Source organism: Nesterenkonia sp. E16_10 (assembly GCF_017347085.1).
Lineage (GTDB): Bacteria > Actinomycetota > Actinomycetes > Actinomycetales > Micrococcaceae > Nesterenkonia.
On record NZ_JADPSA010000046.1, the window covers coordinates 1 to 12,528 of the forward strand.

Annotated in this window: 9 protein-coding genes and 1 pseudogene; 6 read left to right on the forward strand and 4 right to left on the reverse strand. The window is 60.0% G+C overall.

Annotated elements, in window-relative coordinates; translation table 11 throughout:
* Positions 1-660: 660 nt before the first annotated feature.
* Together I2487_RS14155 and I2487_RS14160 are read right to left on the reverse strand one after the other, a co-directional pair.
* Positions 661-1,932, reverse strand: coding sequence for an Nramp family divalent metal transporter (locus I2487_RS14155; RefSeq protein ID WP_207172863.1), 1,272 nt, complete (start codon positions 1,930-1,932; stop codon positions 661-663).
* The gene (locus I2487_RS14160; RefSeq protein WP_255546459.1) at positions 1,929-2,849 is read right to left on the reverse strand and encodes a dihydrodipicolinate synthase family protein; all 921 of its coding nucleotides are present in this window, start codon (positions 2,847-2,849) and stop codon (positions 1,929-1,931) included. Before I2487_RS14160 ends, I2487_RS14155 begins: the two co-directional genes overlap by 4 nt.
* A 181-nt stretch (positions 2,850-3,030) precedes the next feature.
* On the opposite strand from I2487_RS14160, the gene I2487_RS14165 reads away from it, so the two are divergent.
* Both I2487_RS14165 and I2487_RS14170 read left to right on the forward strand, forming a co-directional pair.
* Positions 3,031-4,029, forward strand: a complete 999-nt coding sequence (locus I2487_RS14165) for a LacI family DNA-binding transcriptional regulator (RefSeq protein ID WP_345941446.1) — start codon at positions 3,031-3,033, stop codon at positions 4,027-4,029.
* A gap of 252 nt (positions 4,030-4,281) precedes the next feature.
* On the forward strand, positions 4,282-7,041 hold the full coding sequence (locus tag I2487_RS14170; RefSeq protein WP_207172866.1) for a class I SAM-dependent DNA methyltransferase: 2,760 nt from the start codon (positions 4,282-4,284) through the stop codon (positions 7,039-7,041).
* Positions 7,042-7,095: 54 nt separating this feature from the next.
* Here the strand turns inward: I2487_RS14170 and I2487_RS14175 are convergent, their stop codons facing one another.
* The gene (locus tag I2487_RS14175) at positions 7,096-7,821 is read right to left on the reverse strand and encodes a TIGR02391 family protein (protein WP_207172867.1); all 726 of its coding nucleotides are present in this window, start codon (positions 7,819-7,821) and stop codon (positions 7,096-7,098) included.
* A gap of 132 nt (positions 7,822-7,953) precedes the next feature.
* Here I2487_RS14175 and I2487_RS14180 point away from each other — a divergent pair, with 132 nt between their 5' ends.
* Complete coding sequence (locus tag I2487_RS14180) at positions 7,954-9,036, forward strand: transglycosylase SLT domain-containing protein (protein ID WP_207172869.1); 1,083 nt, start codon at positions 7,954-7,956, stop codon at positions 9,034-9,036.
* Positions 9,036-9,632: a flagellar basal body-associated FliL family protein gene (locus I2487_RS14185; protein WP_207172870.1), complete on the forward strand. Its 597-nt coding sequence runs from the start codon at positions 9,036-9,038 to the stop codon at positions 9,630-9,632. The genes I2487_RS14180 and I2487_RS14185 overlap by 1 nt, the downstream gene beginning before the upstream one ends.
* A 35-nt stretch (positions 9,633-9,667) precedes the next feature.
* Here the strand turns inward: I2487_RS14185 and I2487_RS14190 are convergent, their stop codons facing one another.
* Positions 9,668-10,027: a hypothetical protein gene (locus I2487_RS14190; protein WP_207172871.1), complete on the reverse strand. Its 360-nt coding sequence runs from the start codon at positions 10,025-10,027 to the stop codon at positions 9,668-9,670.
* Between the two features lie 642 nt (positions 10,028-10,669).
* Here I2487_RS14190 and I2487_RS14195 point away from each other — a divergent pair.
* On the forward strand, positions 10,670-11,746 hold the full coding sequence (locus tag I2487_RS14195; RefSeq protein WP_207172872.1) for a DUF4192 family protein: 1,077 nt from the start codon (positions 10,670-10,672) through the stop codon (positions 11,744-11,746).
* A 531-nt stretch (positions 11,747-12,277) separates the two neighbouring features.
* Positions 12,278-12,528 (forward strand): annotated as a pseudogene (locus I2487_RS14200) (hypothetical protein); the annotation flags it as partial.

The window sequence follows — 12,528 nt, forward strand, 5'->3', positions numbered from 1 at the left end:
TCTGGCGGCGCCGGTCACGGCGTGAGACGAAAGTCATGTCTGTCACTTCTCTGGAAACCTCTCCCTGTAGTTGCGGGGCCGCCTGGTGTGAAGTGTGAGCCGGGTAGCTCACGTTCTTCAGGTCTTGATCGACCGCGGTGCCCCGCACCCTGCCTTGCGGTAGTTACTGGAACAGCTCCGGTCAGCGGCAGGAGGAGGTCTGACTGGAGGTGCTGCGGCTTCGGACATCGGTCGCAGGTACGACCACGACGGTATAACAGATCGATAACAAATGTCACGTTGAGGTAACGGTTAGAGTAGAAGCGAAGTCATGCACCCAGGACTGGAGCGGAGCAGCCCAGGTGCCCACTGAAGCAGCCGAACAGACGCCGAGTGGTTATCAGTGGGCTTTTGAAGTCTTTCCGGGCTGGCGTTTCCCGTTGTGTTGGTCCGGTCCGCTTGGACGCCCTGGCCCCTAAGCGGATACGTAGCGCAAGTGTGGGGGACTCAGTGCCCGTATACCCTGCCCGACTAAAGGTCCGTAAACCGATCGGCTTGCGTGCACCGACATTCGCGAGAGAACCGGTCGACATTGCCCGGAGCGGTTCGTGGGCACAGCGCGATGCGGGTGTGCTCAGGAGATTTTCTGAGCACACCCGCATCGGGTTCTCGTGGTTTCTATCAGAACCAGGACAGAACGAGCTGCAGGCTCATCGCCAGAAGGATCACTATGCCGATGACCCCAATAGATTTCTTGATTGGACCGTTGACCAGCTGTCCCATGAGCGTGCGTCTGCTGGAGAGCAACACCAAGATGACCCCTACGAACGGTGCCACCAACACGATCAGCGCTTGGGCCGAAACGATCAGCTGTATGGGATTTCCTCCGGCAACGATCATGACGGTCGCGCCGAACACCAGGGGAATCAGAATGAATCCCTTCACGCTCTTGGTCTCTAGCTTGTGACCACGTCCCAGAGCATCGGACAAGACCGTGCCGCTGGCCACTGCGTTGGCTGTCATAGAGGAGAACGCAGCGGCGAAGAATCCTAGAGAGAACAGCGTGGACGCGACGGGTCCAGCTACGGGCTCTAGTGCTACGCCCAGTTCCTGGAGTGTGTTGGACTCAAGTCCTTGTTCACTCGTGGCCACGGCTGCGACGATGACGAAGACCGCCATGATGCCCGGTGCGCCGATCCCTGGAATCGTGTCACGCAGGGTGATCGTTCGGTACTGATGCTCTTTCATCTGGCGCTCACGAATCGCGTAGCTGACGTAGAACGCGGCGTTGATTGAGAAGTTCGTGCCGACCAGTGCCACGACGAGGAGTTCTCCTCCGGCAGGGATGGTGGGTATGACAATCCCGGTCGCGACTGAACCCCACTCGGGGGAGGTCATGAGGGCGCTGACCACGAAGCCGATTGCCATCACGGCCACCATGGCGATGAGCATTCGCTCGATGATCCGGTAGACGTTCTTCGCGAAGACCACGAAAGCCACGGCCAGGGAGGCGATGATCGTCCACATGATCGCGGGTCCGCCGAATAGGGCGCCGAGTCCTATGCCGGTGCCGACGGCGTTGCCCACGGAGAAGATCAACGTGATGAGGAAGACGCCGAGACCTGAAGTAGCGCCTACTGCCGAACCGTATGCGTCTTTTGCGGTCTGAATAACGGATTTGCCGCTTCTCAGGCCGATTCGGACGCTCATGTCGGTGAACACGATGGCCAGTACTGTGGAGAGGACGATCACCCACAGCAGGACGTATCCGTAGCGGTTTCCTGCTTGGACTGCGGTGGTCAGTGCACCGGGTCCGAACTGCCATGCGCCTGCGATGAAGGCCGGCCCCATGATGGCGAGTCCGGCAAGTAGTCTCTTGCCCCATCCCGGTCTGGCTTCCTCAGGGGGGCCGAGGCCGCGTGACTGTGGCTTCCTCTCGTGGGTCGCGCTCATACCAGTTCAGCCGCCTGGAGCGCGTCTCGAATGGCGATACGTGCCTCATCGGGAAGATCGATCAGAGGTGATCGCACTGTCGCGGTGGGAATGATTCCTCGTTCCACGAGGCCGAGCTTCAGGGCGACGGTTCCTTCCATGTGTGATCCTCGGTGATAGACCACCTTGGTCAGTGGCAGCAGCCGGTCATGGATGGCGCGGGCTGCCGGGTAGTCGCCACGCTTGCCGGCCTCGATGAAGTCGACGAGCGGTTCCGGCGCCAGGCCGCCGTACCCGACGAGTGCGCCATCGACATCGAACATGGTGTGGAGAAGGTACTCATCGTGACACGTCAGGATCTGCAGATCTGGGTGCTCGCGGCGCAGCACGGGGATCTCGGTATCCCAACGCTTCATGTTGCGGACACCGTTCTTGGTGGCGACTACTCCTGGCTGGGAGGCGATTTCCAGCTGGGTCTCCAGGTTGTAGGTGGCTTTGGTGACATCAGGGTACTGAAAGAGGATGCTTTGGAGCCCTGATTCTTCATGGATGGCGCGGTAGCGCTCCTGGGGGGCTCCTGTCTGGTAGCCGAAGCGGAGCCATCCGTGGGAGGGGTACACCAGTGCGCCCACGGCACCTGCGTCGGCTGCCCTTTTGGCTTCCTTAGCGGCGACTTCGGTTCCTTCGCCAGTGATGCCAGCGATGATCGGTACCTGGTCGCCGACAGCCTCGACCAGGGTCTCGATGAGGGCGATCTGTTCTTCGGTCGTGAGGAACGTGCCCTCGCCCGCGTGGCCCAGGCAGACCAGGCTTTTCACGCCTTCGACCGAGACCAGCCACTGGGCCAGTTTCGCATTTGCTTCATGGTCGACGCTTCCGTCTTCGGTGAAGACGGTGACGGGAGCGGGGTTGAGTCCTCTAAGGTCCATGACGTCCATCGGTATCTCTCCTGTGTCGGAATTCTAAGTGTGGTGGGAACGTTCCCACGTGTCCCACGTCACAGAGTAGGCTAGTTCATGGAATCGCGCCACCCGGCTGCAGAATCTCCAGCAAGACTTGGGCAGACTGAATTGAAGGAAGTGCGGCGAGTTGTCACAGGGATCTAATGGCAGAGATGTGGTGAGCCAACCGACGATCCTTGACGTCGCGAAACTCGCCGGCGTCAGCAAGTCGACCGTCTCGAGAGTTCTCGACGGACGACGGAACTCTGGGTCTCCACACGCTCAGAGGATCCGTCAGGCGGCAAGTGAGCTTGGATATCAGCGCAACATCTTCGCGTCCGGCATGCGCCGCGGAGAGACAAACACCATTGGACTAATAGTCCCGCGACTGACCGACACGACGATGGCTGTGCTCTACGAAGAGATCTCGAAAGCCTGCCAGGCGGAACACAAACTAGCGATAGTCGCGACATCTGAGAACAGCATCCAGGCAGTAGAGCAAGCGGTGGACACTTTGCTCGAGCGACGAGTCGACGGATTGATCCTCACTACCGATCAGGCGGAAGATCCGACGGTTGCCAAGCTGCGTAAGTTGGGAGTTCCTCACGTCTGCGCTCTGCGTACAGAGGGTCTTAGTGATGCTGCCCTCGGAGACGACGTGCACGGAGCCTATCTTGCAACCTCGCATCTGTTAGAGCTGGGCCATCGCCGGATCGCCTTGATCAACGGCCCCGGTTTCGCCTCGAGCGCGCGTGGACGCCGGGCTGGATACTGTAAGGCCCTCGAAGAAGCCGGGATCGAGGTCGACACCTCTCTGATGCGCGAAACAGACTTCACGACAGCGTCTGCGGAGCATCAAATGTCTGAGCTCCTCGAGGATCAAACTGCGTTCAGCGCATGCTTCGCTGCCACAGATAATCTCGCCATCGGGGCCATCTCCGCGCTCAGGAGCGCCGGATTATCTGTCCCGCAGGACGTCTCGGTGGTTGGTTACAACGACATCCCTTTAGCGAGGTATCTCTCGGCCCCCCTCAGCACGGTGCGGATCCCGTTCGACGAGATCGCACGCAACTGTTTGGGGCTGCTGAGAGAGCAAGCCGGTGGTTCGGGAGACCCTTCGACTCGGATTTCAGAACCTGAACTTGTCATCCGCCAGACCACGCAACGCTATGAGTAGGCGCCTCGAGGCCCACAGCTGATTCCTTACCTGACTTTCTTTACCAACCGCTCGTGCAGAGGTGTCTCATAACTGAGGACAAGTACACGAACTCGACGAGACACTGTTGTGAGACGTTTCTCTATATCGTCCTCTGCGGGATTTCGCGGATCTTGAGCGGGGAGAGGTGTCTCGTCCGATGCCTTGCAACCTAAGGGTTGCGAGACAGAGGCACAACGAGAGGCAGGCAATGCCTGTGTGTAGCCTGAACGAATGGATAAAGCCCGTTCCTTCGAAGAGATCTACCGACAAGCCGATCAGTTTGTCTTGAACTGGAAGGATGCCGCCGGGGATGAGCGGCAAGAAGCTCAGATGTTCGTGCGGGACCTTCTTTCCGTTTATGGCCTTTCGGACTCTCGCGCTGCACTCTATGAGCGTCGCGCCCGGAGATCTTCCACCGGTTCGCAGGGCTACATTGATGCTCTGGTCCCAGGAATCCTGGCAATTGAGATGAAGTCTGAGGGGAAGAGCCTCGTCAAGGCCGAGGAGCAGGCTCTGGACTACCTCCAAGGGCTCCCAAACGCAGAATTCCCAGACTGGGTGCTCACCAGTGACTTCAAGACCTTCCGCCTACTCAACCTCAAAGAAGGCAGCGATACCCATGCTGCAGAGTGGGACCTCAAGGAGTTCCACGAGCACGCCGACAAACTGTCTTTCCTAGCTGGATATGGCCAACGGGTCCTCTCATTCGAAGAGCGAGAAGCCGCATCGGTCAAGGCGGCCCAGCTCATGGCCTCGCTCTATGAGGGACTATCCGACTCAGGGTATGACGACCATTCGGCCAGCGTGTTCCTCGTCCGATCACTGTTCATGCTCTATGCCGACGACACGGCCCTGTGGGGGGAGCGGGACCTCTTCTTGGAGTTCCTTGAGAACCGCACCTCAGATGACGGGGGAGATCTCGGTTCCCAGATGAACCTCCTTTTCCAAGTACTGCGCACCCCCGTAGAGAAGCGACAGAAGAACATCACCGGCCTGCTGGCTAGGTTCCCGTACGTCAACGGCGGCCTGTTTGAAGAAGTGGTCGACATCCCCTTCTTCGATGCCGACATGCGGACCCACCTCATCGAAGCCTGCTATTTCAACTGGTCAGCCATCAGTCCCGCGATCTTCGGTTCCCTCTTCCAGGCAGTCAAGGACAAAGCCGCGCGACGCGCCTTAGGGGCGCACTACACCACCGAGAGGAACATCCTGCGCGTCATCGGGCCACTGTTCCTTGATGAGCTCAAGACTGAGTTCGAGTCGAAGAAGGACTCCGTGCAGGGCTTGCGGAACATGCGCAGCAGGATCGGTGAGATGCAGTTCCTCGACCCCGCCTGTGGCTGCGGAAACTTCCTGATCATCGCGTACCGCGAGATGCGAGCCCTAGAGCTGCGGATCATTGAACGGATCCAGAAACTTGATCGGGGTCGCAAGTCAGCCTCGGTGCTTGACCAGGGTCTGTTCTTCATGGGCGACCAGGTCAGTGTGCGGGTCAGGAACTTCCACGGGATCGAACTGGAGGACTGGCCCGCCCGCATCGCCAACACGGCATTGCACCTGGTGGAACACCAGGCGAACCAGGAAATGCAGGCCCGTCTCGGGACTGCCCCGGAGCTGCTACCCCTGGATAAAGTCGAAACCATCCACACCGGAAACGCGCTACACATGGACTGGACTGAGGTCGTTGCGCCGGCAGATAACCTCTGCATCCTCGGGAACCCGCCCTTCCTCGGCCACGTCACTAGAGATGCGGAGCAGGCAGAAGACCTCAAAGTTGCTTGGAAGACCAGGAAACCAGGTCGCTTGGACTACGTCACTGCCTGGTATGCAAAGACACTTGATTTCTTCGGTTCGGAGATCAACGGCAGATGGGCATTCGTTTCCACGAACTCCATAACTCAGGGAGATCAGGCCGCTCGAGTGTTCAGTGCGGTCTTCGAGGCTGGGTGGCGGATACGGTTCGGTCACCGGACCTTCGCCTGGTCCTCAGAGGCCCCCGGGGCGGCAGCTGTTCACTGCGTGATTGTCGGACTAGACAAGCAATCCACCCCTGCCCCAAGACTGTTTAGCTATTCGAGGTCAAGAGGAGAACCCTTTGAGGACCAGGCGAGTAGCATCAACGCCTATCTTGTCGATGGCCCCAAGGTTCTTGTGAGAGGACGTAGCGAAGTCCTATCGAACGACCTGCCCAGCCCGGTTTATGGTTCACTGCCTGCGGACGGCGGAAACCTCATTGTCACTCCCGATGAGTACGCAGCTGTTGCTGCGGATCTGTACATGGGGAAGTATCTGCGACGCTTCGTGGGCGCCAAGGAACTTCTGCACGGCACCGATCGGTGGTGTCTCTGGCTAGAGGATCTCGATGGAGCCGATGTGGCGAAGTCAGCAGAACTACAACGTCGGTTGGAAGCTGTAAGAGAGATGCGCTCGGCGAGTACTCTCGCGTCAACTCGAGAGAAGGCCGCTACCCCGCACCTGTTCTACTTCAACGGCCACCCGAGTGAACGCTACCTGTGTATTCCGAGGACGGTTTCGGAGCACCGGCCCTACTTCGTCGCAACTTCTTACGATCCTGACGTGGTGAGCAGTGACGCGAACTCGACCGTGGTCGATCCTGACGGTTTCGCTTTTGCAGTCGTGTCCTCGTCAATGTTCCTCACTTGGCAGAAGACTGTCGGAGGGAGGCTGAAGTCTGACATTCGGTTCTCAAAGAAACAGACATGGAACACATTTCCTCTTCCAAAGCCTTCCGGGAGCCAACGAGCCCAGATCGTGGACGCCGGGGAACGTGTCCTGGAGGTCAGGGCTGAGCATACGGACAAGTCCTTGGCCGCCCTTTATCACCACCTCGCAATGCCAAGAGACCTGATTCGCGCCCACGACAAGCTCGACGCCGCGGTAGATCGTCTGTTCGGTGCCAAGCGGACCTGTCAGTCCGAAAAAGAACGTCAAGAGATCCTTTTCAAGAGATACGTCGAGATGACGCCCTAGAGGGAACTCCTTCAGGACACAGGCGATCGCCCATAGCAAGGCGTTTCAACAAGTTTAGTTACTGACTGGCCGAATTATCTCGATCTCATCGATGACATCGCCACGCTCATACCGGAGTTGGGTGAGCAACAGGCTGGCAAGGCCAAGGACGCCCAGCGCGTAGCGCTTAACGTCTTTGCGTTGCTGTATGCGGTGTCGGTCCACGTTGCCGATCGCCTGTGACAAGCCAGATCCCAACATCTTCCAGCCCTCCCACTCGGATCCCTGTTTGCCGAGTCGGAGCACCCCGTCGTCGGCGAACGCCCTGTTGTAGAGGCCTTTCCCTATTAACGACCCCCCGTTTTTGTCCGGTGGGTCCTCTGCCCAGGTCCGGACTTTGTCTTCAACGAAAATCACCACAGCAGAGGGAATTTTCCCCCAGTCTTCGTTATTTACCAGCCCGATCACGTGTTGCCATAGTTCAGGGTCGACGCTGCTGTCGTCCAAAGGATTGTGCGTAGATGCGGTCTCTAGGGCGAAAACAGCACCTTTCATAGTGGCCTTCCCGCGACTGACCGCTTCGGTTCGGAGCTTGTCGTAGTAGACCGTGCCAGAGCTCATTCGAGGTTTCCGAACTTTGCTGGCACGAGTGAAGTCATGAAGTTGGGGTGAGTCGGAGCCGAAACCCAGGCGCAGTAGATGGGCAACTTTTGAGGTCCATAAGAGATAACTCTCTTCGTCGGACCTAGGGGTCTCATCGATAAGTTCCAGGAGTCGACTCCTGAGGTCTGTGGTGTCCATGGATAGATCCTTCCACGGCGGCAACGAAGGATTATCGCCTATTCAGAGCTGTTCGACGGTAGAGCGTATATAGAGTGGTAGACACAGAGACATAATTTTGTACGTATTGACCGTGTAGACGAAGGAAACCGAATGTCGGGCAATCAAGGGTCAGGGTGCGGCCTCGTGCTTGGCCTCATCGCCCTACTGATCGGCGTACCGCTGTTCATCCTCGTCATTGCGATCAGCGGGGAAGAAGAAGAGCCGCAAGCCTCCTGCCGGCCAGGCACCACGGAGGACGCTTCCGCGATCCCGGAGGAATACCGGGAGGCTCTTGAATCCGCGGCTGCTGAATCGGGCCTGTCCGTCGATCTCCTGGCTGCGCAGATCGACGCCGAATCGGGATGGAACCCGGATGCCGAAAGCCCGGTAGGAGCCCAGGGGATCGCTCAGTTCATGCCGCAGACCTGGGCGACCTATGGCGACGGGGGAGACCCGTTCAACCCGGAGGATGCCATAGCCGCTATGGGTCGCTATATGGCTGCTGTGTCTGATGAAGTATCGGACTTGGTCGGCAATGAGCGCGAGCTAGCAGAACTGGCCCTCGCGGCGTACAACGCCGGTCCCGGCGCAGTTCGAGACGCCGGGGGAATCCCCGGCTTCCCCGAGACCGAAGAGTATGTAGACAAGATCATGAGCAGCGCCCAGGGTAACTACTCCGCCGACTGCTCACCCGTTGGTGGCCAAGAGATCGGAGAGCTTGGCACAGGGGAGTGGACCAGCCCCCTTCCAGGCGCAGCCATGACCTCGAACTTTGGTGCTCGATCCTGCCCGATCCTCAACGCCTTGAACTGCACAGGCGGCGTCTCCGATCACCGGGGGATCGACTTCGCCGGCCCCTCCGGCTCGACCGTCGTCGCGCCGATGGATCTAGAGATCCGTGCAACCGGCGTGATCGACAGTTGGGGACAACTGGGCTGGGTCGTGCTGGGAAAGATGCCTGATGCCCCAGGGTTGCACGTGGAGTTCGCTCACTGCGCTGCCAACAGCATCGAGGTAAATCCCGGTGACACCGTGGCACCAGGCACCCCGCTATGCACGCAGGGCAACACCGGCTTATCGGCAGGGGAGCACCTACACTTCCAAATCGGCACCCCCAACGGTGACGAGTCCATTCCAGGGTGGGAAAACCTCGTGGACCCCGCACCGCTACTGAGAGAGAAGGGCGTCAGCTAATGGGCCGGAACACGATCATCGGAATCATCCTCGCTGTGCTGCTGCTGGGCGGAATCGCCGGCGCTTTTGCTTACGTCGCCGGGTCATCGAATGAGCCCGCCGCGCAGGAACCAGAGCGCACGCCGGCACCGACTCCTTCGCAGGTCCAACCGGAACCGGCCGAAGAGACCTTGGATGAAGGTCAGGACGAAGATCCCCTCGCTGACCGCGAGGCGATGGAGGAACTGGGGATGGAGGTCGCAGAAATCATGACCACCTGGGACCCCAACGAGGACTTCAACCAGACCGCTGCAGAAATGCGCGCCGCGGATCTCATGACCGAGGAACTTTCCGATTCGATCACCGCGCCCGAGCGGCCCACCACGGGCACAGAATGGCTCGACGCCGCCGAGGCCGGTGCGACGAGTCAGCCGACCGTGAAGCCCAACCGGGCGACCTCTAACGAGGTCGTGTCCATCGAGGCGAGCTGGGTATGGGTCACCGAGGACGGCGACGTGATCAGCAACCCCACCGAGCGGCGCCTGTTCTACTTCAACTTCGAGGAAGGCGACGACGGGGAACTGTTGGTCAGCGATTACAGCTACGACTCGGTCTGATTCTCAGAACGCGAGAAACACCGGGGCAATGACGATCACCGGCAGGAACCAGTACACCAGGGACAGTCCCCAGTACCCCAGGAGGATTTCCAGCCCTTGGTTTGCATGTACGCCAGGTTGAAGATCCACCAGGCCCCGATGGGCACCGCTCCGGCTACCCCAAGAATCATCGTCCAGAGCACCGGATCGTTTTCCTCAGCGGTGGAGACCAGCCCCGATCCAAAGGTCAGTATCGACAGCGCCCACAGTGACAAGAGGATGAACGGTATGGCCAGCACGCCGATGGCGAGGTTCACGGCAACGTGAGCGCCAGTTGTTCGAGCGCGCAACGAGTGCACCTCTTCTAGCTCTTGTCGCCAGTACTGTTTCGGCAGCTTATGTGGCGCTTGGCTCACAAGGGCGCTTCCTTCCGATTGCCGGACGTGCCGGTATCCCGCTGCGCGGAACCCCGTCAAGGAACCTCCGTGTGGTCACCGGGGGAAGGCTCAACGCTTCGACCCCACTCATTGCCGGGGCTTGTTCTTGTTCCAGGCAGCAGCACCGCCGCCAGTCACCAGAATCAGCAGCACAAGCACGATCAGGGGGAGCATGCTCAGGTCATCCATGCCCTGCACTTTAGCCGTGAGTCCCGTTCAGTGGAGCTACGTCGGGCAGTCAAGAGATTATGCAGCGCGAAACCCGCACGCTGCACTAGAGGACGGCCGCTGGCGCGTCCGGCTGTGATGGGCCGGACCTTGCGCTCGTTCCTCGCTACAGGTCCGGCCCAGTCTCTTTTTCTGTCGTGCTGTCCTTCGGATAATACGCCCGCGCTCCACTGCGACAACCCCTCCTCGTTCCTCGTCGGGGTCTGCGCCGGCCGAGACTTTTTCTCGGCGCTCGTTCCTCGCTTATTTCCTCGAATAACTCCTTAGCCGGCTGGCCTTCGGTGTCTCCGTTCCGACGCGAGCAGCTCGCAAGCTCGCCAGCACGAAGAAAAAACGATGAGGGGCTTGGGTCGGGAGCTGGCACCGTCTCATAGCCCCGGATACGGAACACTGATGTTTGAAAACGAGAGCCACAAGGCCCTGAACGTCAACGAGGCCACCGGCTACCTTGCCAGTGTCGTCCACGCGCTGGGATACCTGCCAGAAAATTCACTCGTGGTCCAGGGAATCCACGACGGGATGACGACCTACCATCTTCGGGTTGATCTGCCAGACCTCGACCACACCGGCCGCGTGCTGGCAATTGTCCGAGACGCGACCATAGGCACCGGATCAGAGGCAATCATCATTGGCGTCTACGAGGACCACCAGGCACCGCAGGGACCGACCGCCCTGGCTTCACTGGTCTCAGAGATCGCGGCCGAGTTGGAGCTGTTCAACGGCCCCGAGGTAGTCATGAGCTGGTACGTCGGTGCGGAGGATATGCACCGCTTCAACAGCGCGGAGGCATCATCAAACGTGGCGCAGGTAGTCACCGAGATATGCGATCGACAGTTGGCAGGACTGACCAGGGATTCACTGGTGACCCCAGCTCAGCGGGTGGAACGCTTCGCCACCGTGGAGGCCCCCGAGTTCGCGGACCTCTTGGACGAAGCCCGAGCCGCTGACCTCGACGCCGCCCAGGTGCTCACCGTGTGGGAATCGGCACTAGAGCGGATCACCAAGCACGATCCGATCCTGCCGAGCACCCTGGCCACCCTGGCAGTGTCCCTAGAGCGCACCAAGCACCGTGACGCGGTGATGGTGCTCGCGGCAGGGGATCGCGCCGCCGCCGCAGCTATCTACCTCGGTGATGATGCGCCCCAGCACGAGCGGGCCGAGAAACTTCTTCTCGGACTCACCGGGCAGGCGCCGGACTGGTCAGGGATCGACGCCCTAGCCGAGATCCTGGCGGTGATCGTCTCTGGCTTGAAGGGGAACGGGCCGATCACGGTGCAGTCCTACAGCGTCATGAATTGGGTTGAGTGGGCCAAGGGCCGGGGCTCCATCGGGGGAGAGTTCGGAGATAAGGCGCTGGCGATGGATCCCACGATCCAGTTGCCCCGGTTGATCGACGCGATGGGGCTTTGCCGATGGGCCGCAGTGCGCGAGCACTCATGGAGCGATTGGAACCGCCGCCGCAACCAGTGATCGAGTAGAAGGAAATGAGGCCCGGTCCTAGCTATCCAAACTAGCTAGGGCCGGGCCGGTCCTTTGCCTAAAAATCGGGGGACCGCTGCGCACCGCCGTGAGCGGCGCGCAGCGGGCGAGAGCTGCCCGCCCTCGCGCTCCGCTGCGCAGCGCGAGACCCGTGCGCTGCGCTAGAGGCCCCGGGGCGCTGCTCGTTCCTCGCATCGACCCGGGCTGTAGTGGTTCCGGTGTTGCGTTCGTTCCTCACTCCACCACCGGAACCATCCTCATTTTTCCTGCTGTCCTTCGGATAGTACGCCCGGTCTGCACTGCGACAACCCCTCCTCGTTCCTCGTCGGGGTCTGCGCCGGCCAAGACTTTTTCTCGGCGCTCGTTCCTCGCTTATCTCCTCGAAAAACTCGTGTCCGGCTGGCCTTCGGTGTCTTCGTTCAGACGCGGGCAGCTCGTCAAACTCGCCAGCAGGAAAAACGATAGGGGAGACCAAACCAGGGCACCGGTCCTGAGCCCCCGATACCGAGAGGAATAGCTACCGTGGCTAAGAAATTCAAGAACACCAAGACCCCCGAGCAGCGCAAGGCAGAAGCTGCCGAGCTGCACGCAAAGATCGCCGCAGGAGTCGAGAGCTTGACCGACTCTGACCAGTGGGAAAAGTACCTCACCTGGTGCCGGTCCTTCCACGCCTATGGGTTGCCCCCGGAAGTAGGTCCACGCGTTATGCGGGCCGCGGTTTCTTCAATGGGTACAGATTTCAGCATACTCAGCCGGGCTGCGGTACCCGAGCG